Genomic DNA, 22,367 nt, shown 5'->3' with positions numbered 1-22,367 from the left:
TCTTAAGGGATTTTAAATTAGTTACCATAAAAAAAGCGTTCCTGAAAAGGAACGCTTTTTTTAAAATCTATAAAATATAATTATTTTTTATCCATCCATTTTCTGGCATTGACAAAAGCTTCATGCCAAGGCGAAACTTCATCGTCTCTATCTTTTGGATAATGTGCCCAGTTCCACTGGAACGTAGAACGCTCAATGTGTGGCATCATAACCAAGTGACGTCCTGTTTTGTCGCAAAGCATCGCAACGTCAAAATGAGAACCGTTTGGATTAGCAGGATAGCCTTCATAGGCATATTTAGAAACAATATTATAATTTTCTTCACTCATTGGTAAATTGAATTTTCCTTCTCCATGCGAAACCCAAACTCCAAGTGTACTTCCTGCTAATGAAGAAAGCATCACTGAATTGTTTTCCTGTACGGTTACTGATGTAAAAATACTTTCGTGTTTGTTACTTTCGTTGTGCAGCATTTTTCCGTGTACTTCATGCTCCGGATTAATTACTTCCAATTCCATAAATAATTGACAACCATTACAGATTCCAACAGATAACGTATCTTCTCTTTTGAAGAAATTGTCTAAAGCTGTTTTTGCTTTTTCATTGTATAAAAATGCTCCGGCCCAACCTTTCGCAGAACCTAAAACATCTGAATTAGAGAATCCACCAACAGCTCCAATGAACTGAATATCTTCCAAAGTCTCACGACCTGAAATTAAATCGGTCATGTGAACGTCTTTTACATCAAAACCGGCTAAGTACATCGCATTTGCCATTTCACGCTCGGAGTTACTTCCTTTTTCACGGATAATCGCTGCTTTTGGTTTTGGTTTAGAATTGTCGATAACTGGTTTTTTTCCTGTGAAATGTGCAGGGAAAGTATAGTGTAACGCTTGGTTTTTGTAATTATCAAAACGCGCTTGAGCGGTTCCGTTTTTAGATTGTTTTTGGTCTAATAAGAAAGACGTTTTAAACCAAACATCTCTGTATTTAGCAATATCTAATTTACAAGGACCAAAATCTAAAGTCGCTTCATTTGTAGCTGTTCCTAATTTATAGAAAGAAACGTTATTGGCGCTTAATTTAGATTCCACTTCAGCATCTGATTTTGCTTGGAAAACAATTCCGATATTTTCAGCAAAAAGATATTTGATAATGTCTTTTTCTTCGAAAACCGAGAAGTCTATTTTAGCTCCCAAATTCACATCGGCAAAACACATTTCTAATAAGGTTGTGATTAAACCACCACTTCCAATGTCGTGTCCAGCAAGGATATTATTCTCTAAAATTAATTCTTGAATGGTATTGAACGCTCTTTTGAAAAAGGCAGCGTCTTTAATCGTTGGTACTTCATTTCCAATAGTGTTCAATGTTTGTGCAAACGAAGAACCACCTAATTTGAAATCATCTTGCGATAAATTGATATAATAAATAGAACCGCCGTCTCTTTGTAAAACAGGCTCTACTACTTTTCTAATGTCAGTACAATTTCCACCTGCCGAAATAATTACCGTTCCCGGTGCGATTACTTCTTCATTTGGATATTTTTGTTTCATGGAAAGTGAATCTTTCCCTGTTGGAATATTGATTCCCAATTCGATTGCAAAATCCGAACAACCTTGTACAGCGGCGTACAAACGCGCATCTTCTCCTTCGTTTTTACAAGCCCACATCCAGTTTGCTGACAATGAAAGTCCAGCCAAACCATCTTTTATTGGCGCCCAAACAATGTTAGACAATGCCTCTGCAATAGCAGTTCTACTTCCCGCAACAGGATCTATCAATGCTGCAACAGGCGAGTGACCAATTGAAGTTGCAATTCCTTCTATTCCTTGATAATCCAAAGCCATCACACCACAATTATTCAATGGCAATTGCAATGGACCCGCACATTGTTGTTTGGCAACTTTTCCACCCACACAACGGTCTACTTTATTTGTCAACCAGTCTTTACAAGCAACCGCTTCCAGTTGAAGTACTTGCTCTAAATAGGTGGAAATGTTTTTCTTGTCGTAAACTAAATCAGTATAGTTTCTTTCGATAGTTTTGTCCGTCATCACCACTTTTGGAGAACTTCCAAAAAAGTCTTCCAAGGCAAAATCCATTGGTTTAGCACCAGTTGATTTTGATTCGAAAGTAAAACGGTGATCTCCGGTTACATCTCCAACTTGATACATTGGTGAACGTTCGCGGTCAGCAATTTTTTGCAATAAATCAATGTTTTCCTTACCAATAACCAATCCCATTCTTTCCTGAGATTCGTTACCGATTATTTCTTTTGCCGAAAGGGTAGGATCTCCCACAGGCAATTTGTCTAAATCAATTAATCCACCGGTATCTTCCACTAATTCCGAAAGACAGTTTAAATGTCCACCAGCTCCGTGATCGTGAATAGAGACAATTGGATTGATATCACTTTCTACCAAACCACGAATGGCATTGGCAGCACGTTTTTGCATTTCAGGGTTCGAACGTTGGATGGCGTTCAATTCAATTCCTGAACTGAAAGCTCCGGTATCTGCAGAAGAAACTGCAGCTCCACCCATTCCAATTCTATAATTTTCTCCACCAAGGATAACAATTTTATCCCCTGTTTGTGGTTTTTTCTTAATGGCTTGATCTAATTTTCCGTAACCAATTCCACCCGCCTGCATAATCACTTTGTCGAAACCTAGTTTGCGAGCGTCTTCTTCGTGTTCGAAAGTCAGGATAGAACCTGTAATTAACGGTTGTCCAAATTTATTTCCAAAATCAGAAGCTCCGTTTGACGCTTTTATCAAAATATCCATTGGTGTTTGATACAGCCATTTTCTTTCGGTCATGCCGTTTTCCCACGGTCTGTTTTCTTCTAAACGAGAGTATGAAGTCATGTAAACTGCCGTTCCTGCCATTGGCAACGAACCTTGTCCACCTGCTAAACGATCCCGAATTTCTCCACCAGAACCAGTTGCAGCTCCGTTGAAAGGCTCTACCGTTGTTGGGAAATTGTGCGTTTCTGCTTTTAATGAAATAACCGAATCAAATTCTTTTACTTCATAAAAATCAGGTTTATCAGCACTTTTTGGAGCAAATTGTTGTACACGCGGCCCTTTTACAAAAGCAACATTATCTTTGTAAGCCGAAACAATATCGTTCGGGTTTTCCTGAGATGTTTTCTTGATTAATTTGAATAAAGAAGATTCTTTTTCTTCCCCGTCAATTATAAATTTTCCGTTGAAAATCTTATGGCGACAGTGTTCCGAATTGGCTTGTGAGAAACCAAAAATCTCAGAATCCGTTAGTTTTCGTCCTAATTTAATCGCTAGATTATCCAAATATTCCACTTCTTCAGGACTTAAAGACAATCCTTCTTTTTGGTTGTAAGCTGTAATATCATCGATATCCAAAATAGCTTCCGGAAGTACGTTGATAGTGAAAATATCTTGATTTAATTCGGCGTATTTTTGCGAAAGCATCGGGTCGAAATCAGAAAAATTAGCTGTTGCTTTTTGAAATTCTTCAATTCGGATGATTCCGGAAATTCCCATGTTTTGGGTGATTTCCACCGCATTGGTACTCCAAGGCGTTATCATAGTGGCGCGAGGACCAACAAAAAAATCCGTCAACACGGATTTTTCTATTTTATAGGAGTTGGCAAAAAGCCAGTTGAGTTTTGAAATGTCTTGAGCTGAAATTTCGTTTTGCGTTTGTACTGCAAAAACAGTTTTGCTTTGGTTTTCAAAGAAATGGATCATTGTTTTTTAGTTTGTTGTATTGCGATGCAAATTTAGTTTAAATAAATAGTACGAGCAAATGTGAAAAGCAAAGACTTTGAAAAATTATTTAGGGAACGGATTGTTTTGATATGCCCCTAAATCAGGAGGTAATGTTCGCGTGTTTCCTATAATATCCAATGGAATCAGATACGCCGAATTCCCTTTTGCAAAAGCGGCGGAAGTCTCGTCAATGTTGAATTTGTTTAGGGAAACCTTTAGGAATTTAGGGTCTTTATTTAAAATAATTGCGTTGTAATGTGCTGCATCCGTTTCAAATTGATAGTCTGGATTCGTAGTAAATGGATTGGAAGTATTGTCAAATTTTAAAAGACAATTATTGAATTGATATACAAAAGCAGCGCCTGTTTTTTTGTTCAAAATCATTTCATTCGAGTATGAACCGTAAATAATACAATTATTGAATGTTGCTTCGGTTAGGTCTTTTACTTCCGGAACTGCTCCCAAAATGTAATTGCTTACCAAAACCGCCACTTGTTCTGAACTATTCCAGTTGTTATTGAACGTACAATGGGTAAAGTTGTAATTTCCCCCATAAGCGCAAGCTAGACCAGCTTGTCCCGCATTATTGATAACAAGATTCTCACCATTAATTTTTGCGGTCTGCGCCAAAATTCCATAATTGGCTGAATTATAGATTTGCGTATTTTTTATAGTTATAGTTGTTCCGTCATTATTTTGAATAAGTAATCCTATAGTTCCATTCTTGATGGTAGCATGATTCAATTGATTATTCGTACTGCCATTCGTAAGCCAAATTGTTCCCCATTGTCCGGGAACATCTGAATATTCGGGTTCTAATCGATCGCCTTCAAAAATGACTTCTTTTTCCAATTTATCTGTTGCAGACGCGGCTCCATTTATATGTATCGATGCATTATTAGATACAATAAGACCGGAATTTGCATGAAAATAGACTCTGGTTCCCGCATCAAAAATTGCCGTTTTTCCTGAAGGAACGGCGGCATAACCATAAATTACATAAGGTTTTGTGTTTTTAAAATGAAGCTCATTACCATTTATAGCATCGTTTTCATCGAGATAAAAGCCATCGATTTTTTCTTCGCCAATGGGAAGTGTTTCGGTAGTTCCGTCAGCAAAGCGTTTTGGATATAGAAAAACAGCATCCTGAATTAGGGTCACTAATTCTACTTTTTGCAAATTTTCGCCACCATCAAACTGAATTTGGTCAGTGTATAAAAAGTCAGTTGGGTTGGCATCGGCAATATTAGCGGTGGTTTCTATGAAAATATACAAACTGTCTTTGGCGAGAAGGTCAACATTGGTGAATATTTTTCCATTTGTTCCCTGCATTCCATCGACTGTCATTCTATATTTAGAACTCAATCCTTTTCCTAATTTTATGGTTGGAATGGTGATGTCATTTTTGCTGTGATTGTAAACTTTAAGCCGGTACGTGCTGGAACCTATGTTTGTAAAAACGGTATCTAAGTAGATAGTGTCTTTCGAAAACGTCAAATCGCCCGTGCTGGCTACGGTCTCAAAATCAGAACGACAAGCGCAAAAAGACAACAATATTCCAATAAAAAACAATAAAGTTATGGGACGCATTTCGTTAGTTTTTTTGTAAAAATAGGGAAAATCTTATTTGATTGGAAACGATTTTCAAATTTGAATTTAGAATAACAATTGCATTTGCTATTTTGTAACTCATCTTTTATTTAATTTTACATTTTTAAAGCCAAAAATATGACATTCGACAAAGAAAAAATCCTTCAATATTGCAATCAAATCTCAGAAAACACATTGATGCGAACCCTGAATATTCTATATACTGATGCAGGAGAAGATTATTTAGTGGCTACGATGCCGGTAAATCCATCAGTGCATCAACCTTTTGGATTATTACATGGAGGCGCTTCAGTTGCTTTGGCCGAAAGTGTGGGGAGTGCCGCATCGTTGTTGTATGTAAATTCAGAGCACAGTGAAGTGCGCGGAATTGAAATATCAGCGAATCATTTGAAAGCAAAACGAGACGGAATAGTTACGGCAACCGCAAGAATAGTTCATAAGGGGAGAAGTATTCATCTTTGGGAAATACGAATTACAGATGAAATAGGCAATTTGATTTCGCTTTGTAAATTGACGAATATGGTTTTGCCAAAAAGAAAAAGCGAAGATAAATAATGGACGTAATTTTAGATAAAGCCAAAAATCAATTTGAACAAAATTTACCTTTTGTATTGTATTGCAAACCCAATTCAGATATGGTAATCGGACTTTTTCAGCAAAATGATGAATTATATAAAGTAAATGATTTTACCGAAAAAGGCTTTGTTTTTGCTTCTTTTGATGGCAATCAAACCTATTTAATTCCTGAAAATCAATCTGAAATAGTTGGTGTTATTTGGGACAAAAAAAAAGTTGATGTTCTTGAAAGGGAATTTAAGGAATCAAATGGAGTTACCAAAAATAATTTTGAAAGATTAGTTGCCAAAGGAATTCAAGCCATTGAAAATGACGAATTCAAGAAAGTGGTTTTATCCCGAAAAGAAACAGTTGATTTGGTTGATTTTGATTTGGTTACGGTATTCGAAAAGTTGGTTCGCTTGTATCCCGCTACTTTTGTGTATTGTTTTTTTCATCCAAAAGTAGGAATCTGGCTCGGTGCTACACCCGAGCAATTATTAAAAGCCAATGTGAATGTATTTGAAACAATGGCTTTGGCAGGAACTCAAAAGGATAGTGGTTCTGGGGAAATAGTTTGGGATAAAAAAGAGAAAGAAGAGCAGCAATATGTTACGGATTATATAGTTTCAGCTTTGCAAGGCGTTGCTTTGGAAGTTTCGGTTACCAAACCTTACAGCGTCAAAGCGGGAAGTATTTGGCACATAAAAACGGATATTTGGGGGGTATTGAATTCAAACTCTACTTTGCAGCAAGTAATCTATTTATTGCATCCCACACCTGCAGTTTGTGGTTTACCCAAAGAAAAATCGAAAGCTTTTATTTTAGAAAATGAAAATTACGACAGGAGTTTTTATACTGGTTTTTTAGGAGAGTTGAACAGCAGTTTTGCAACAGATTCCGTAAGTTCTGATTTGTTTGTGAATTTGCGCTGTATGCAAATTGAGGTTAATTCGGAACCAGTAATGACCAAAGCGTATTTGTATATGGGTTGCGGCATTACTAAAGATAGTATTCCTGAAAAGGAATGGAGCGAAAGCATCAATAAATCAATGACAATGAAAAAGGTGTTGTAGATGAAAGTTTACACGAAATAGATAACAGAATAGTAATAATAAAAAATATGAAATTAGACATACTTGCTTTTGGCGCGCATCCTGACGATGTCGAATTAGGCTGTTCGGGAACTATTCTAAAAGAAATCGCCTTAGGGAAAACCGTGGGAATCGTTGATTTGACTCGTGGAGAGTTAGGAACTCGTGGTTCGGCTGAAATTAGAGATGAGGAAGCAAATGCTGCCGCAAAAATTCTAGGTGTTTCGGTACGCGAGAATCTGGAAATGCGCGATGGTTTTTTTGTCAATGACGAAAAACACCAATTGGAAATCATAAAAATGATTCGCAAGTACCAACCCGAAATTGTATTGTGTAATGCCATTGACGACCGTCATATTGATCATGCAAAAGGAAGTAAATTAGTTTCGGATGCTTGTTTTTTATCGGGATTGAGAAAGATAGAAACTACTGTTGATGGAGAAAATCAAGCAGCCTGGAGACCCAAATTAGTGTATCATTATATTCAATGGAAAAACATAGAACCTGATTTTGTTGTTGATATTACAGGTTTTACTGATAAGAAAATCGAATCTATTTTAGCGTATCGCTCGCAGTTTTATGATCCAAATTCGAATGAACCAGAATCACCAATCACGAGTAAAAACTTCTTAGAAAGTCTGAATTATCGTTCTAGAGATTTGGGAAGGTTAGTAGGGGTTGAATTTGGTGAAGGTTTTACGGTTGAAAGATATTTGGCAGTCAATAGTTTAGGAGATTTGATATAAATTTGCTGTAAATTTTTAAAAAAATTATTTGCAGAAGTAAACTTATGTTGTATATTTGCCACCGCTAAGCAAATGGTGGTTGTAGCTCAGTTGGTTAGAGCATCGGTTTGTGGTACCGAGGGTCGCGGGTTCGAGCCCCGTCTCCCACCCAGAAAGCAAAAGCTTCGAAGAAATTCGAGGCTTTTTTTGTGGAATAAACTTTCGTGGGATTGTTCGGTTTTATTTATTGGCTTGAATATTGTAAATGAGAAAGCATATAGTATAAATTTGGAGTTTGAAAAAATCGTTTAAGGCTTAAATGTTTCTGAAAAATTAAATATAAAATAGGGGTGCGAATAGTTATTTAGCGAACATAAAGTACTTAGTAAAAACATAAATTGAGAATTAATCCAGGAATAGACTGTGTAACGGTGGGACATTTATGTTCGGGGAATATTTTTCAATATTCATGCATCCTTTTGTATACCTTTGAGCGCATTCCTATCTGATTTTCAAATACTATTCTGCATTCAAAAAAAATTAAATATCATTTAATTCACCAAATGGAAAACGAGCAAATTAATTCTAAAATTCTTAAAAGTAATTATATTCCAACTGCCGAATTTTATAGCCAGATTATAGACAGTTTACAAGATTACTCCATTTTTACTATTGATAATGAATTTGTGATCAACAGTTGGAGCTCAGGGGCAACAAAAATCTTTGGTTATGAATCAGATGAAATTTTAGGACAACATTTTGATATAATTTTTACAAAAGAAGATTTACAAAATGGTATTCCTAAAAATGAAATTGAAACTGCTTTAAAAGAAGGAAGGGCAACGGATAACAGATGGCATATTTGTAAAGACAAAAGTGAATTTTATGCATATGGTTTAGTTTTCCCGCTTACTGGAATAGATGGGGAAATGTTAGGATATGTTAAAATCCTACGCGACTTAACGGAAAGAAAGAAATCAGAAGATGCCATAAAAAAATATGTAAAGGACCTTGAAGATTTAAATACACATAAAGAAAGTGTTCTTGCCATACTTTCGCATGATTTGAGAAGTCCATTATCGAGTATTATTGCTACTACTGGATATTTAAAATCAAATTTTGAAAGAATGCAGCCAAATACAGTTAAAGAAATGCTTGAGCTTCTTTACAAAGCATCAATAGATGAGTTAAATATGTTAGACTACTTAGTGGAGTGGGCGAGAATAAAATACGCAGCAGAAGTGTTTTCTCCTAGAAAAATTGAGCTTGTTGATTATGTTCAAAAAGTTTTTGAGACTTTAAATGATACTGCGTCTTTAAATACAATAAATCTTCATCATGAAATTAAAGAAAACACTAAAGTTTTTGCTGATGGAAAAATGTTACTTTCCGTTATTCAGAATATAGTTTCGAATGCTATTAAACATTCACTCCCTGGAGGAAAAATTGTAGTTTCGGCAAAAACTAAAGGAGATAAAATAATAGTTCAGATAAAAGATTCCGGTGTTGGTATGTCTAAAGAAATCCAAGACAAACTTTTTACACCACAAATGAATATACTTTCAAAAGCAAGGACAGAAAATAAAGGTGCAGGGATAGGATTACTATTAGTGAAAGGGTTTTTAGAAAAAAATGGTGGTGAAATATGGGTAGAAAGTATAGAAGGCGAAGGTTCTTCTTTTTATTTTACACTGCCAATGGAGGAACCATTACACAAAATAGACAGTGCTGATAAAATTGAGTTTGATGAAAGCGCTTAAAAAATAATTCTAAGGTTGAAACATAAAGTTTTGTAACAGCTAGTGAAATTCAAGAAAAGATAACTTTAAAGCCTACATTAGTGGGCTTTTTTTATGGAGTGAATAATTTCTCTAGTGTGTTTTTTTTGAATTTAATTGCTGTTTTGACGATTGCAAATAATAGCATAAATTAGTAGTACTTAAAAGCTATTTTTAATTTGTATTTGATATAAAAGTAGTTATTTCTGAGTAAAAAAATAATAATGACACTAATTGTAAAATTAAGAAATATGGCTCAAGACATTTCACCAATTATAAAGCCTGATGAACTAATAGCACTGAAAGATAAAAGTGAATTAGTAATTATTGATGCCAGTAACGGTAATGGTGCTAAAGAAAATTATAGTGCTGAACATTTAGATGGTGCATTGTATGTTGATTTAAACACGCAGTTAGCCAATATAAAAGCGAATGTTTCTATAGGAGGTAGGCATCCTTTGCCTACACTTGAACAATTTTCTGAAACTTTAACGAGTCTTGGCATAACGTCTACGAGTTACGTAGTGGTTTATGATGATAAAAATGGTTCGAATGCAGCTGCGAGGTTTTGGTGGATGTTAAAATCTGTTGGGCACCAGAAAGTTCAGGTGTTGGATGGCGGATTTCAAGCGGCTATTAAAGCAGGATTTCCAACAAGCTCAAAAATAGAAATCCCATTGAAAACGGAACCGTATAAAATTGAAAATTGGCTGTTGCCGTTAGCTGATATTCATGAAATTGATAAAGTAGCACAAGATGTTAATTTTCTGGTTGTAGATGTACGAGATGAAGAACGATACAATGGAGAAAAAGAACCTATCGATTTAGTTGCAGGACATATTCCGGGTGCCATAAATATTCCTTTTACCACTAATTTAGATTCTAATGGGTTTTTCTTATCACCTGAAGAATTGAAGAATAATTATTTAAAAGAATTTGAAGATAAGGCAGCTGAAAATGTTATCGTGCATTGTGGTTCTGGTGTAACAGCCTGCCATACGCTTTTGGCACTAGCTTATGCAGGTCTAGAAATCCCAAAACTGTATGTTGGTTCTTGGAGTGAGTGGTCCAGAAATAATATACTGATAGCGACTTCGAAGAAAGAGTAGCGGTTTGTTTTTAGTAAGTGTAAATACAACAAGAGCTTTGAATTGCTTCAAAGCTCTTGTTGTATCGGGTTTGCACAAGGGATAGCAGTGGAAATCCTTTTTTGTGATTTTTCATCACAAAAAAGATTGCAACGTATAGCCCGACCCGCTTTTTTCGGCGGGATGTGCCCAAATGCTAAAACTATTTTTTATCGACTACAGGGCGATTTTCTCTGTTTGCCAATTCCCAAGCGATTACAAAGGCAAGTTGTGTTCTTTTGGCCAACGCATCAAATTCAATTTTATCGACTTCATCTGTTTTTTGATGGTAATCAGCATGTACACCATTGAAAAGGAATACAGCCGGAATTCCATGTTTGGCAAAATTATAATGGTCAGAACGCTCATAAAAATGATTTGGATCTTTAGGGTCGTTGAATTTATAATCTAAATCCATTTTGATATACTTGGCGTTTGCGATGGTACAAATATTATCTAAATCAGTTGATAAACGATCTGCGCCTATTAGATATACATAATTATTTGTATTTGCATGTGCCTCGTCACGACGACCAATCATGTCAATGTTGATGTCGGTAATTGTGTTTGCGACAGGAAATAAAGGGTTTTCCGAGTAATAACGGGAACCATGTAATCCATGCTCTTCACCTGTTGCGTGGAAAAACATAATGGAACGTTTTGGACCATGACCTTCTTTTTTGGCGATTTCGAATGCTTGTGCAATTTCCAGTAAAGCAACTGTTCCGGAACCATCATCATCGGCACCATTGTACACTTCACCATCTTTAATGCCTACGTGGTCGTAATGAGCCGAAATAACCAGTACTTCTTCTGGTTTTTCGGAACCTTCGATGAATGCCCAGATATTCTCTGAATCTCCTAATTTTTCTCCGTATTTTTTGTTCATGAATTCAGCAGGAACTTTTTGGTAATACGATGTAGCGCCTTTAGGGAAAGGAATGTTGTTTTTCTTGTATTGATTGATGAGATAAACACCAGCTTTTTTCTGACCGGTTGAACCTGTTTCACGTCCTTCCATCGAATCAGCCGCTACAATATAAAGATGTTTTTTTAAATCACTTGCCGTGATGGTATTCATGTATTTTGTAGGCTCAACCGCAGTTACACTCTTTTTTTGAGTCGTACAACTGATGCTTAAAACCAAAAGCAAACTTAATAGGGATATTTTTTTCATGTTATTTAATGTAAATTAATAAAGGTATAAACTGCAAATAGGGTAAGGATTATGAAAACAAAAAACATATTAATGAAGAACATAACGATTCCCTTTGTTATTGAAATTATTTTGGAATCGCCATAAAAACGATGGTGCGCCGGGAAAAAATAATACAGCATATAAAGGACTGCAATAGTTGTAAAAATATAATTTATAACGGTAAATAATGTGTATTCATTTAAAAATCCAAGGAAGTAGTTTTCCAATTTTAGTATTAACAATCCTAATAATAAAAATGAAAAGTAATGTAACGTGAAAATGCCATGGTCAAAATAGTACCATTTTTTCTTATCCTGAAAGAGCCATAAAATAAAAGCAAAGAGTGGCATGTAAACAAATAATGCTTTCGGTAGATTATGTATAAAGGATTCAACGAACTTTTCTTTAAGCTCAGTGGCAGTGTATCGATCATTTACCAGCTGCGTTTTTCGGTTTAACCAGTATTGAAATGCGCCCATTTTATTTTCGGGTTTAGCATTTTTCTGGATAGAATCAAATTCCTGAACTGATTTGTATTGTTTTCCAAAAAAGGTAAATCCTCCATCTTCTTGATCTTCTTTTTTCTCCTTAGAGGCAACAATGAACTTTTGAATTGAATCGGATTCTTTTTTAGAAATCAATCCTTTTTTTTCAAAGTCAATTATTTTTTGCTGCTCTTTGTAGATTGTATCCTGTTTTTTGACTTTTTCTGTTGGGTTATAAAATTTTTCGGAAGCTTGTTTTGAATCATTTGCTTCTTTATTTTCAGGCATCACACTGATTAGAAAGAAAGTTATAAAACTGATGAAAATATAAAGGCGAACAGGTGCTAAATAGGATAATCGTTTACCAGAAAGATATTCCTTAGTTAGGGATGCCGGTTTTAAGATTAAGTTTTTTATGGTGCGCCAAAAAGCATTTTCATAATGCGTCAGGTCTTCAAAAAAATGAATGAATAAATGATGAAATGTTTTTCTGATATCAGTGTTTTCCTGTCCACAATTAGGACAGAATCTGTTTTCTACAACATATCTGCAATTTAGGCATGTCTTATCCTTTCTTAAAACGGTTTTCCCCATAAAAACGTTGTTTTGGCTATTAATAGAATCTAAAAATTATTTTTTCAAAACTTCATTTAGGAAAATTTTGAAATGTTCAAAAGAACGTTTGTCTGCTTTTTCATTATAGGCAGCTCCTTTTGAATTGTCATTTCCTGCATCCGGATCTGTAAAAGAGTGAACCGCATTAGCATAATAAATCATTTGCCAATCGGCTTTTGTGTCTCTCATTTCTTGTTGGAATGCGGTGATTTCTTCTTTAGATTCATACGGATCATCAGCACCGTGGCAAACTAAAACTTTAGCTGTTATAGGTTCTGTTGTACGAGAAGCATCTCTTCCTAATCCGCCATGAAAAGAAACTACTCCTTTTATATTCAAGTGGGCACGAGCTGCTTCAAGTGCTCCCGTTCCACCAAAACAATATCCCATTACGACAATGTTGTTAGGATTTGCGCCGGATTTAATTAATTGTTCTAATGCTAATGAAATTCGTTTTTGGTATTCCTTGTAGTTTGTTTTGTAAAATCCTGCTTTTTGACCTGCTTCTGCATTGTCTTTCGGATAATTTCCAGCACCATAAATATCAGCTACAAAGGCATAATATCCCAGTTTAGCCAACGTTTCTGCGGTAGTTTTTGCATGTTTATCAATTCCTTTCCAAGCGGGAAGAATTAGGATGCCCGGTTTTTGTGGGCTTTTTTTCATTGGCTGAATTTGGAATCCATTCAAAACCTGAGCGCCATCATTATATTTTGCTGGTTTCAGCTGTGCAAAGGTTGCATTTGAAAAGAGTGCTATTCCTAAAATAAACAAGGCTATATTTTTCATAATGTTTTATTTTTTAAACAAATATCTAAAATAAATTGTGATTTTTCTGTATAAACAGACTCTTTTTGGGATTTTTTATAACATAAAGCAGCAAAAAATAATTTTGGTAACTATAGAGTGATATTCCGTTTGAAAGCGCAGCCCAATTCTATGATGGAATCCGTTTTGGAAATTCCTGGAATGTTATCAATTTTTTCATAAAGGATTTTTCTCATGTGTTCGTGATTCTGGGCTACTATTTTGATATAAAGCGTGAAAGAACCGGTTACATAATAGCATTCTGTGATTTCAGGAATATTCTTTAATTCCTCGATAATTCTATTTGAATCTTGGTCTTTATTTAAGGTAATACCGGTAAAAGAAGCCCAGTCGTACCCAATTTTTTTTTCGTTTATAATGGGTTTTATTCCTGCCAGAATTCCTTGTTCTGTCAATCGATTTACCCGCTGATGAACCATTGTATTGGATATTTTTAGCGTAGTGGCAATAGCAGAAAATGCCATACGACCATCTTTTTCTAATTCTTTAATGATATTGATATCAAATTCATCTAATATGTCCATGTAATTTATTTTAAATTGAAAAGGTATTTTCTACTATTTATAAAAGTAACTATTATTTCTCGTCTAATTGAAAGGAAAAACAAAAAGTACGTATTAATAAATGACTTATTTTCGTACAAATAAAAGTGATTATTTGTTTTTAAATGATTAAATTAAGTCAAAATTATCATTTTTTGTTGTAAAATAAAAAATATTATATATTTTTGTTTTAAATTTTAATAAATAACAAGTCATGGAACAATCACATCAAGCACTTTCTTCAAAATCTGAAGCATTTATAGAAAAAGAAAATAAGTATGGCGCTCATAATTACCATCCTTTACCGGTAGTTTTAGAAAAAGGGGAAGGCGTATATGTTTGGGACGTAGACGGTAAAAAATATTATGATTTCTTGTCGGCTTATTCGGCGGTGAATCAAGGACATTGTCATCCAAAAATTGTTGGTGCAATGGTAAAACAAGCGCAAACATTGACGTTGACTTCACGTGCTTTTTATAACGATCAATTAGGGCCTTATGAAGAATTTGTAACTGAATATTTTGGTTTCGATAAAGTTTTACCAATGAATACCGGTGCCGAAGCAGTGGAAACAGCTTTGAAAATCTGTAGAAAATGGGCGTATGAAGTAAAAGGAATTCCAGAAAATCAAGCGCAAATAATTGTTTGCGAGAATAATTTCCACGGAAGAACGACTACGATTATTTCGTTTTCGAATGATGAAAATGCGCGTAAAAGTTTTGGTCCTTTCACAGCAGGATTTATCAAAATACCTTATGATGATATTGAAGCATTGGAAAACGCTTTAAAATCAACTAATAATATTGCCGGTTTCCTAGTAGAACCTATTCAAGGAGAAGCCGGAGTTTATGTTCCTGCCGACGGTTATTTGGCGAAAGCCAAAGCGCTTTGCGAACAATACAATGCTTTGTTTATAGCTGATGAGGTACAAACAGGAATTGCACGTACCGGAAAATTATTAGCCGTGCATCATGAAAATGTTCAACCAGATATTTTAATTTTAGGAAAAGCGATTTCGGGTGGCGTTTATCCAGTTTCGGCAGTTTTGGCGAATAATGCGGTTATGAATGTCATCAAACCTGGTCAGCATGGTTCTACTTTTGGAGGGAATCCAGTTGCAGCTGCTGTTGCCATTGCAGCACTAGAAGTGGTTCGTGACGAAAACTTATCACAAAATGCAGCTTATTTAGGCGTTGTTTTAAGAACGGGACTTAACGAAATTGCTTCCAGAAATCCTCTAATTACATTGGTTCGTGGAAAAGGATTGCTTAATGCGATTGTTATTAATTGTGATGAAGACTCCGATTTGGCTTGGGATATTTGCATGAAATTCAGTGAATACGGTTTATTGGCAAAACCTACACACGGAAATAAAATACGTTTGGCACCGCCATTAGTTATTACTGAAACTCAAATTCATGAGTGTCTTGGAATTATCGAAAGAGCATTAAATGATTTCAGATAATTTAATTGTCATGGAAAAAGCAATAAAATTAATCAAAAACCGGTCTGATATCGGTGCAGGAACCCGAGGTTCGGATTTAGGGATTGATGCTATCGAAATAGCCGCAATTAATCAAGACAGCGACTATTTTAATCAATTTGAGTTTGAAGATGTGAAAACGCATAATGAATCCATTTATGATAAAAATAGAAGTACTTCTGCCAAAAGAATTGAACACGTTGTGGAGCAGTGCACCAGAGTGTGTCATGCGGTAAAGAAAAATCTGGAACAGAATTATTTTCCCATAGTTTTATCAGGGGATCATTCCTCGGCACTGGGAACCATAAGCGGTATAAAAGTGGCTTATCCGGAATTGACCTTAGGAGTGATTTGGATTGATGCCCATGCTGATTTGCATTCGCCTTACACATCGCCTTCGGGAAATATTCACGGTATGCCATTATCGGCAGCTCTTGCAGACGATAATTTAAGTTGTCAGAACAATGAAGTGCCTCTTGAAACCCAAGAGCATTGGGAGAAAATGAAAAATATAGGCAGCGAAGGTGCTAAAGTACAGGCCGAAGATGTTATTTATTTTGGTGTTCGCGATACCGAAGAAGCCGAAGATAAGCAAATTGAAAAGTTGCATATCCGAAATTATAAAGTTCACGAAGTACGCTATAGAGGACTTCAAAATTGTGTGGAAGAGGCTTTGGCTGAGCTAACGAATTGTGATATGATTTATATTTCTTTTGATGTGGATTCCATGGATTGTGATATGATTTCATATGGAACGGGAACTCCGGTACCAAAAGGATTTGATCAATACGAGGTCATCGCAATTATCAATCAGATTATCGAAAGTAAAAAGGTGGTTTGCCTCGAATTTGTGGAAGTAAATCCACTTTTGGATACTAAAGGAAATAAGATGGCAGAAACGGCTTTTGAAGTTTTGGAGGCTGTTACTTCAACACTGATTTTACCTATTGAATAAGTTTTAAATATTGAATTAGTATAGGAAATCCCAAAATCTAGATCGGTTTTGGGATTTCTTTTTTACGGATTTTACAGATTTGGTATTGCTTTGTTCATTTTTTAATAAATAAAACGGTTTAAATCTTGCTATATTCATTTTGCATGCAATTATAGTTAATTGTTGGTTCAACTTCACATATTTACGTATATTTGCAATAAGTATTTTTACTTAGTTTTATTCAAAATCGTATGATACAAGTGGACCAAGCCTTATCGATTATTGCAGAAAATAGTTGCAAGATGCCTATCAGAAAAATTAAAGTGGCCAAATCACTTGGTTTTGTTTTGGCGGAAGCAATTTATTCTCCAATGGATATGCCGCCTTTCCGTCAATCAGCGATGGATGGTTACGCTTTTATGCATGGTGAATTGCAACAGTTTAACGTGGTTAGCACTTCACAAGCTGGTGATTTTTCGAATAAAAAAATAAAAAAAGATCAGGCAATACGCATATTCACTGGAGCGTATGTTCCGGATAATTTGGATACGGTTGTCATGCAGGAACATACTACGGTTAAAAATAAAACGGTTGAAATTACCAAAATGCCTGACCGTTTTGCGAATGTTAGAAGCAAAGGCGAGCAAATAAAAGAAAACGAACTTGTACTTGAAAATAATACGGTGATTACCCCTGCAGCTATTGGATTTTTAGCTTGTTTGGGAATTACGGAAATAACAGTTTATGCCAAACCAAAAGTGGCTATTGTTGTTACAGGGAACGAATTGGTAAAAGTGGGCAAAAAATTATCGGAAGGAACCATTTACGAAAGTAACTCTATTATGCTTGAAGCTGCTTTGCAGGGAATTGGGATTAAAAAAATCGAAACATTCCGGGTAAAGGATAATTTGAAGGCTACAAAAAGAATTATAAAAAGCTGTCTTGCTGCTTTTGATGTTGTGCTTGTTTCAGGCGGAATTTCGGTTGGTGATTATGATTTTGTCAAAGAAGCGCTTTTATTCAATGGGGTAGAAGAGTTATTTTATAAAATTAATCAGAAGCCTGGAAAACCGTTGTTTTTTGGAAAAAAAGACAAAACGATAGTTTTTGCCTTGCCTGGAAATCCAGCTTCGACTTTGACCAGTTTTTACATTTATGTTCATCCGGCGCTAAAAATAAATATGGGTTTTGAGTCTATTCATTTGCCAAAAATCAAACGGAAAATAACTGCCCAATTTGAAAATATAACTGGAAAAACCTTATTTTTGAAAGGGTTGTGTGATGATGAAAAAGTTACGGTTTTAGAGAGTCAAAGTTCAGCCATGCTGAATACTTTTGCAGTAGCGAATGCTTTAATTTATTTGCCTTATGATGTGGTAAATATTGAAAAAGATCAGGAAGTACTTGTTATACCACTTAATTAATAGAGTAAAGATGTCAATAGTAAATAATGATTTTTTGATTTTATTCGGCGTATTGTTAGCGGTGGTTGCGTTTTTGTATTCCAGCGTGGGACATGGTGGCGCATCGGGATATTTAGCGTTGATGGCGATTTTTGCATTCCCTGTTTCGGTGATGAAACCTTCTGCCTTATTGCTTAATTTGTTTGTTTCAGGAATTTCTTTTTTCTTTTACTATAAAAAAGATTTCTTCAAACCCAGACTGTTTTATCCTTTCGCGATAACTTCGGTACCGGCGGCTTTTATTGGCGGGATGATTCCGTTAGAAAATAGTTTTTATAAAATATTGTTAGGAATCGTATTGATTTTGGCAGCGTTAAGATTGTTCGGTTTTTTTCATTCTAAAGAAACAGAAAGCACTAAAATAAATATTCCGCTAGCTATGGGAATAGGTTTTGGAATAGGTTTATTATCCGGAATGTTAGGCATTGGTGGTGGCGTTATCCTGAGTCCAATCATTTTATTATTGGGTTGGGCGACGTTAAAAGAAACAGCAGCCATTTCAAGTTTGTTTATTCTAGTGAATTCTATTGCGGGACTTTCGGGCTATTTTATGGGAGACAAAACGTTTCCAACAGAAAGTTTTTATTTAGTTCCAATAGCTGTTTTCGGAGGGATGTTAGGAGCCTATTATGGTAGCGGATATTTTTCCAATAAAGTGTTGAAATATGTGTTGGCAACGGTAATCCTATTAGCGAGTGTGAAGTTGATTGTTTGATTTGTTATTTAAAGATTGAAAAATTGAATGATTCAAGGAATATAGAAACATGGTTAAATGTTAAGGGGTTAAATGTTTATTGCTAAAGTTGTAGTAAAATAATCTTTTAATTATTAAATTTTTCAATCATTAAATTATTTTTTTTATGCAAGTATCGATTCTTTGTGGAGGAAAAAGCAGCCGAATGCAGTCGGAAAAAGGCTTGGTATTGTACCAAAACAAACCTTTTATCGAGCATATCATAGAAGCGGTTTTGCCAATATCAAGGAACATTCAATTGATTACCAATACAAACGATTACGATTATTTAGCATACAAAAAAGTAAAAGATATAATAACTGATAAAGGACCATTGGGCGGAATATATACTGCACTGGTTCATTCAGAAACGGAGATGAATTTGATATTGAGTTGCGACATTCCATTAATTTCTACCGAAATACTGTTGGAATTGATTGAAAATCATGATACAAATTTTGAGGTTTCTGTTTTCAAAGATAATGATCGGATTCATCCTTTGATAGGAATTTATGCAACAACCATAATTCCTGTTCTAAAAAAGTCAATTGATGATAATGATTTGAAAATGATGCGCTTCATTTCAAATGTAAAACATCAATTGATTCCGATTCCGAATGCCAAAAGAGATCAGTTTAAAAATATAAATTCTGTTGCCGAGTTAAACGAATTGAATACCAATTTATCCTAGTTAAAATGAAAAATTCAAATACACCAAAATTGACAATCGTTGGGGCAGGTCCCGGAGATGTAGAGTTAATCACTTTAAAAGCAATCAAAGCATTGGAAAGTGCTGATGTTGTTTTGTATGATGCGCTTGTTAATGAAGAGTTGTTGCAGTATGCGACCCATGCAGAAATCATTTTTGTTGGAAAGCGTTTTGGTTGTCACGCTTACAGTCAAGATCAAATTAATGAATTGATTGTGTCGATGGCAAAGCGTTTTGGTCATGTCGTTCGATTGAAAGGCGGCGATCCATTTGTTTTTGGAAGAGGAAGCGAAGAAATAGAATATGCTCAAAAATTTGATTTAGAAACCGCTATTGTTCCTGGAATTTCATCTGCTTTAGGTGTGCCGGCGTCTAATGGAATAAGTTTGACACAAAGAAGAGTTGCCGAAAGTTTCTGGGTAATTACCGGAACTACTTCGGATCATAAATTGTCTAAAGACGTATCTTTGGCTTCTCAATCATCAGCAACGGTGGTTATCTTGATGGGAATGAATAAATTGGACGAAATTATTTCGATTTATCAAAACAACAGAACGGATGATTTGCCTGTTGCCATCATTCAAAATGGAACAAAAGACACCGAGAAAAAAGTGGTGGGAACCATAAGTTCTATAACGAAATTAGTCGAAGAGCACCAACTTTCTTCTCCTGCAATTATTGTCATTGGTGAAGTGGTGCGAAATGCTTCAAAATTAACGACTTATTTTCAAGAGGAATTATCCGAAGATGAGTTCATTTTTCAAAACTTAAATTTAACGGCATGATTGCAGTAAAATATTTTGGCGCTATAGCCGAAAAAACCAAAAGTCAAGGAGAAGAAATTTCTTTTTCTGATTTACCTTTACATCAATTATTAGCATCATTAGAGCAAAAGTACCAATTGAATCAACTTTCTTTTAGTGTAGCAATTAATCAAAAAATAGTACAGGATACAGCAAATTATATTCTGAAAAGCAATGATATTGTTGCTTTATTACCACCATTTGCTGGAGGTTAAGATTTTTGATTAACGATTTTTGATTTTAAAAAAGTGGCGTTCAGAAATAAAACGTTTGTTTTAAACCTAAATTTATGGAAACAGCACGATACAACCGACAAATTATACTTCCTGAAGTAGGTATTAATGGGCAACAAAAACTGCAACAAGCCAAAGTCTTGATCATTGGTGCCGGCGGATTGGGAGCTGCTGTTTTACCTTATTTGGCTGCAGCCGGAATAGGGGAAATTGGCATTATTGACGATGATAGAATCGAAGTGACCAATTTGCAACGCCAGGTGATTTACAAAAGCAGTTCAGTGGGGAAAAGTAAAGTTCTTGAAGCGGCAGCAATGGCTTTGGAACTCAATCCTTCCATAAAAATAAATGCAATCACTGAAAAATTAGACTCGAAAAATGCAATTTCGTTATTCGAGCAGTATGATATTATGGTTGATGCCACGGATAATCTGAATACTAAATATTTGATTAATGATGCGTGTTGCGTAACCAACAAACCGTTTGTTTACGGTTCTATTTATAAATTTGAAGGGCAGGTTTCTATTTTTAATTATGAAAATGGACCTACGTATCGCTGTTTGTTTCCAGAGGAAGCCAGCGAAGTCAGGAACTGTAATGATGCGGGTGTTATGGGAATATCGGTTGGAATCATCGGTATGTTTCAAGCGAATGAAGTATTGAAAATGGTTTTGGGAATAGGGGAGTTGTTGTCGGGGAAATTACTAGTGTATAATATGCTGAATAACGAACAACAGAAGTTTGATTTTTCAAAAACTTGCACAAATACGATCGATACAGTAGCTTTCGAAAATAAATATACTGCGGTTGAAAGTGCAACTATTGAAATCAGTGTAGCTCTTGCATTGGAACAAATGCATCATCCACAAGTTGTTTTTCTTGATGTTCGAAATTCAGATGAATATCCAAAAATAACAATCAAAAACGGGCTTCAAATTCCGTTAGACCGTTTAGAATTCGAACTACATCAATTGGACATTAATTCAACATTATTTGTTTTTTGTCAATCCGGAATAAGAAGTAAAAAGGCAGTGGAAATTCTCGTAAAAAATAATTTTACGAATGCCAAAAGTATTGCGGGTGGCGCTAAAGCATTGAATGAAATACTGCATAAAGAAACTGTTTCTGTTTCCTAAAATATAAAAGATAAAGATCATGAGTAAGAAAACTGTTTTCATTCAGGGACCAATTTCTTCGGAATTTATAGGGCAGTCGATTGCGAAACACCAATCGAAAACGACTATTGGTGCGCACAATATTTTTTTGGGTCAAGTCAGAGCCGATCAAATTGATTGTCAAACCGTAGCTGCAATTGATTACACCGCTTACGAAGAAATGGCAGACGAAGCCCTGAACGTGATTAGAGAGAAAGCTTTCGCACAATTCGATTTGATTTGCATGCACATTTATCACAGTTTGGGCGTGGTTAAAGCAGGAGAAATCTGTTTGTTTGTCTTTGTTTCGGCAACCAGAAGAAAACAAGTGTATGAAGCCACGGAAGCGATTGTGAATTGGATAAAAACAGATGTGCCTATTTTTGGTAAAGAAATATTTGAAAACAGTACTTTTATCTGGAAGAAAAATAGTTTGTAGTCTAAATGTCATAAAGTCGAAGGTCGAAAGTCTTTATGAATACTATAAATAGAATAATCCAAACGAATTAAAAATAACGGTTTTATAGTTTCAAGAGGCTGAC

The 22,367-nt window shown here is 35.2% G+C and carries 20 protein-coding genes and 1 tRNA gene; 15 read left to right on the top strand and 6 right to left on the bottom strand.

The genetic code is table 11. From position 1 onward, the window contains the following. Positions 1–80: 80 nt before the first annotated feature. Together purL and ACM55H_RS05895 are read right to left on the bottom strand one after the other, a co-directional pair. Positions 81–3,734: a phosphoribosylformylglycinamidine synthase gene (purL, locus tag ACM55H_RS05900; protein ID WP_416835628.1), complete on the bottom strand. Its 3,654-nt coding sequence runs from the start codon at positions 3,732–3,734 to the stop codon at positions 81–83. 84 nt (positions 3,735–3,818) lie between these two features. Next, the gene (locus tag ACM55H_RS05895; protein WP_416835627.1) at positions 3,819–5,345 is read right to left on the bottom strand and encodes a hypothetical protein; all 1,527 of its coding nucleotides are present in this window, start codon (positions 5,343–5,345) and stop codon (positions 3,819–3,821) included. A gap of 138 nt (positions 5,346–5,483) precedes the next feature. Between ACM55H_RS05895 and ACM55H_RS05890 the strand changes: the two genes are divergently transcribed. The 6 genes from ACM55H_RS05890 to ACM55H_RS05865 all read left to right on the top strand — a co-directional run bounded on the left by ACM55H_RS05890 (position 5,484) and on the right by ACM55H_RS05865 (position 10,627). After that, the gene (locus ACM55H_RS05890; RefSeq protein WP_416835626.1) at positions 5,484–5,921 is read left to right on the top strand and encodes a PaaI family thioesterase; all 438 of its coding nucleotides are present in this window, start codon (positions 5,484–5,486) and stop codon (positions 5,919–5,921) included. Beyond that, positions 5,921–6,997 carry an isochorismate synthase gene (locus ACM55H_RS05885; RefSeq protein WP_416835625.1) on the top strand — a complete coding sequence of 359 codons (1,077 nt, stop codon included), beginning with the start codon at positions 5,921–5,923 and terminating at the stop codon, positions 6,995–6,997. The genes ACM55H_RS05890 and ACM55H_RS05885 overlap by 1 nt, the downstream gene beginning before the upstream one ends. A 47-nt stretch (positions 6,998–7,044) precedes the next feature. Beyond that, entirely contained in the window at positions 7,045–7,761 is a 717-nt protein-coding gene (gene bshB1 / locus ACM55H_RS05880; protein ID WP_416835624.1) for a bacillithiol biosynthesis deacetylase BshB1, read from the top strand. Between the two features lie 74 nt (positions 7,762–7,835). Next, positions 7,836–7,911, top strand: a tRNA-His gene (locus tag ACM55H_RS05875). A 392-nt stretch (positions 7,912–8,303) separates the two neighbouring features. Further along, positions 8,304–9,500, top strand: coding sequence for a PAS domain-containing sensor histidine kinase (locus tag ACM55H_RS05870; protein WP_416835623.1), 1,197 nt, complete (start codon positions 8,304–8,306; stop codon positions 9,498–9,500). Positions 9,501–9,742: 242 nt separating this feature from the next. After that, positions 9,743–10,627 carry a sulfurtransferase gene (locus ACM55H_RS05865; RefSeq protein WP_416835622.1) on the top strand — a complete coding sequence of 295 codons (885 nt, stop codon included), beginning with the start codon at positions 9,743–9,745 and terminating at the stop codon, positions 10,625–10,627. 181 nt (positions 10,628–10,808) lie between these two features. On the opposite strand, the gene ACM55H_RS05860 is transcribed toward ACM55H_RS05865, so the two are convergent. The 4 genes from ACM55H_RS05860 to ACM55H_RS05845 form a co-directional block, all read right to left on the bottom strand. Continuing rightward, positions 10,809–11,822, bottom strand: a complete 1,014-nt coding sequence (locus ACM55H_RS05860) for a M28 family peptidase (protein WP_416835621.1) — start codon at positions 11,820–11,822, stop codon at positions 10,809–10,811. Between the two features lie 5 nt (positions 11,823–11,827). Beyond that, the gene (locus ACM55H_RS05855) at positions 11,828–12,922 is read right to left on the bottom strand and encodes a DUF3667 domain-containing protein (RefSeq protein WP_416835620.1); all 1,095 of its coding nucleotides are present in this window, start codon (positions 12,920–12,922) and stop codon (positions 11,828–11,830) included. A gap of 36 nt (positions 12,923–12,958) precedes the next feature. Continuing rightward, a complete protein-coding gene (locus tag ACM55H_RS05850) occupies positions 12,959–13,732 on the bottom strand; it encodes a dienelactone hydrolase family protein (protein ID WP_416835619.1) in 774 nt (257 codons plus the stop codon). 110 nt (positions 13,733–13,842) lie between these two features. Next, positions 13,843–14,295, bottom strand: a complete 453-nt coding sequence (locus tag ACM55H_RS05845; RefSeq protein ID WP_416835618.1) for an Lrp/AsnC family transcriptional regulator — start codon at positions 14,293–14,295, stop codon at positions 13,843–13,845. Between the two features lie 232 nt (positions 14,296–14,527). Between ACM55H_RS05845 and rocD the strand changes: the two genes are divergently transcribed. From rocD to ACM55H_RS05800, 9 genes are all read left to right on the top strand, one after another. Continuing rightward, positions 14,528–15,778, top strand: a complete 1,251-nt coding sequence (gene rocD, locus ACM55H_RS05840) for an ornithine--oxo-acid transaminase (protein WP_416835617.1) — start codon at positions 14,528–14,530, stop codon at positions 15,776–15,778. Then, positions 15,765–16,751 carry an arginase gene (locus ACM55H_RS05835; protein WP_416835616.1) on the top strand — a complete coding sequence of 329 codons (987 nt, stop codon included), beginning with the start codon at positions 15,765–15,767 and terminating at the stop codon, positions 16,749–16,751. Before rocD ends, ACM55H_RS05835 begins: the two co-directional genes overlap by 14 nt. A gap of 230 nt (positions 16,752–16,981) precedes the next feature. Next, a complete protein-coding gene (locus tag ACM55H_RS05830; RefSeq protein WP_416835615.1) occupies positions 16,982–18,154 on the top strand; it encodes a molybdopterin molybdotransferase MoeA in 1,173 nt (390 codons plus the stop codon). A 10-nt stretch (positions 18,155–18,164) separates the two neighbouring features. Beyond that, on the top strand, positions 18,165–18,908 hold the full coding sequence (locus ACM55H_RS05825) for a sulfite exporter TauE/SafE family protein (protein WP_416835614.1): 744 nt from the start codon (positions 18,165–18,167) through the stop codon (positions 18,906–18,908). A 145-nt stretch (positions 18,909–19,053) separates the two neighbouring features. Continuing rightward, a complete protein-coding gene (locus ACM55H_RS05820; protein ID WP_416835613.1) occupies positions 19,054–19,617 on the top strand; it encodes a molybdenum cofactor guanylyltransferase in 564 nt (187 codons plus the stop codon). A gap of 5 nt (positions 19,618–19,622) precedes the next feature. Next, the gene (gene cobA, locus ACM55H_RS05815; protein WP_416835612.1) at positions 19,623–20,420 is read left to right on the top strand and encodes a uroporphyrinogen-III C-methyltransferase; all 798 of its coding nucleotides are present in this window, start codon (positions 19,623–19,625) and stop codon (positions 20,418–20,420) included. Then, positions 20,417–20,653 carry a MoaD/ThiS family protein gene (locus tag ACM55H_RS05810; RefSeq protein WP_416835611.1) on the top strand — a complete coding sequence of 79 codons (237 nt, stop codon included), beginning with the start codon at positions 20,417–20,419 and terminating at the stop codon, positions 20,651–20,653. The genes cobA and ACM55H_RS05810 overlap by 4 nt, the downstream gene beginning before the upstream one ends. 74 nt (positions 20,654–20,727) lie before the next feature. Next, a complete protein-coding gene (gene moeB / locus ACM55H_RS05805) occupies positions 20,728–21,807 on the top strand; it encodes a molybdopterin-synthase adenylyltransferase MoeB (protein ID WP_416835610.1) in 1,080 nt (359 codons plus the stop codon). Positions 21,808–21,826: 19 nt separating this feature from the next. Next, a complete protein-coding gene (locus ACM55H_RS05800; protein ID WP_416835609.1) occupies positions 21,827–22,264 on the top strand; it encodes a molybdenum cofactor biosynthesis protein MoaE in 438 nt (145 codons plus the stop codon). Positions 22,265–22,367: the final 103 nt, after the last annotated feature.

The sequence above is a fragment of the Flavobacterium cryoconiti genome (genome assembly GCF_048158645.1).
In the GTDB taxonomy this organism is placed as follows: Bacteria; Bacteroidota; Bacteroidia; order Flavobacteriales; family Flavobacteriaceae; genus Flavobacterium; species Flavobacterium cryoconiti.
Note: the sequence above shows the minus strand (reverse complement) of the source record. Positions and strands in the feature narration are given on the sequence as shown.

What these genes read in the sequence shown, in the direction of transcription:
- purL (WP_416835628.1), bottom strand. Translation starts at nt 3,734, where the DNA reads ATGATCCATTTCTTTGAAAACCAAAGCAAAACTGTTTTTGCAGTACAA.
- ACM55H_RS05895 (WP_416835627.1), bottom strand. Translation starts at nt 5,345, where the DNA reads ATGCGTCCCATAACTTTATTGTTTTTTATTGGAATATTGTTGTCTTTT.
- ACM55H_RS05890 (WP_416835626.1), top strand. Translation starts at nt 5,484, where the DNA reads ATGACATTCGACAAAGAAAAAATCCTTCAATATTGCAATCAAATCTCA.
- ACM55H_RS05885 (WP_416835625.1), top strand. Translation starts at nt 5,921, where the DNA reads ATGGACGTAATTTTAGATAAAGCCAAAAATCAATTTGAACAAAATTTA.
- bshB1 (WP_416835624.1), top strand. Translation starts at nt 7,045, where the DNA reads ATGAAATTAGACATACTTGCTTTTGGCGCGCATCCTGACGATGTCGAA.
- ACM55H_RS05870 (WP_416835623.1), top strand. Translation starts at nt 8,304, where the DNA reads ATGGAAAACGAGCAAATTAATTCTAAAATTCTTAAAAGTAATTATATT.
- ACM55H_RS05865 (WP_416835622.1), top strand. Translation starts at nt 9,743, where the DNA reads ATGACACTAATTGTAAAATTAAGAAATATGGCTCAAGACATTTCACCA.
- ACM55H_RS05860 (WP_416835621.1), bottom strand. Translation starts at nt 11,822, where the DNA reads ATGAAAAAAATATCCCTATTAAGTTTGCTTTTGGTTTTAAGCATCAGT.
- ACM55H_RS05855 (WP_416835620.1), bottom strand. Translation starts at nt 12,922, where the DNA reads ATGGGGAAAACCGTTTTAAGAAAGGATAAGACATGCCTAAATTGCAGA.
- ACM55H_RS05850 (WP_416835619.1), bottom strand. Translation starts at nt 13,732, where the DNA reads ATGAAAAATATAGCCTTGTTTATTTTAGGAATAGCACTCTTTTCAAAT.
- ACM55H_RS05845 (WP_416835618.1), bottom strand. Translation starts at nt 14,295, where the DNA reads ATGGACATATTAGATGAATTTGATATCAATATCATTAAAGAATTAGAA.
- rocD (WP_416835617.1), top strand. Translation starts at nt 14,528, where the DNA reads ATGGAACAATCACATCAAGCACTTTCTTCAAAATCTGAAGCATTTATA.
- ACM55H_RS05835 (WP_416835616.1), top strand. Translation starts at nt 15,765, where the DNA reads ATGATTTCAGATAATTTAATTGTCATGGAAAAAGCAATAAAATTAATC.
- ACM55H_RS05830 (WP_416835615.1), top strand. Translation starts at nt 16,982, where the DNA reads ATGATACAAGTGGACCAAGCCTTATCGATTATTGCAGAAAATAGTTGC.
- ACM55H_RS05825 (WP_416835614.1), top strand. Translation starts at nt 18,165, where the DNA reads ATGTCAATAGTAAATAATGATTTTTTGATTTTATTCGGCGTATTGTTA.
- ACM55H_RS05820 (WP_416835613.1), top strand. Translation starts at nt 19,054, where the DNA reads ATGCAAGTATCGATTCTTTGTGGAGGAAAAAGCAGCCGAATGCAGTCG.
- cobA (WP_416835612.1), top strand. Translation starts at nt 19,623, where the DNA reads ATGAAAAATTCAAATACACCAAAATTGACAATCGTTGGGGCAGGTCCC.
- ACM55H_RS05810 (WP_416835611.1), top strand. Translation starts at nt 20,417, where the DNA reads ATGATTGCAGTAAAATATTTTGGCGCTATAGCCGAAAAAACCAAAAGT.
- moeB (WP_416835610.1), top strand. Translation starts at nt 20,728, where the DNA reads ATGGAAACAGCACGATACAACCGACAAATTATACTTCCTGAAGTAGGT.
- ACM55H_RS05800 (WP_416835609.1), top strand. Translation starts at nt 21,827, where the DNA reads ATGAGTAAGAAAACTGTTTTCATTCAGGGACCAATTTCTTCGGAATTT.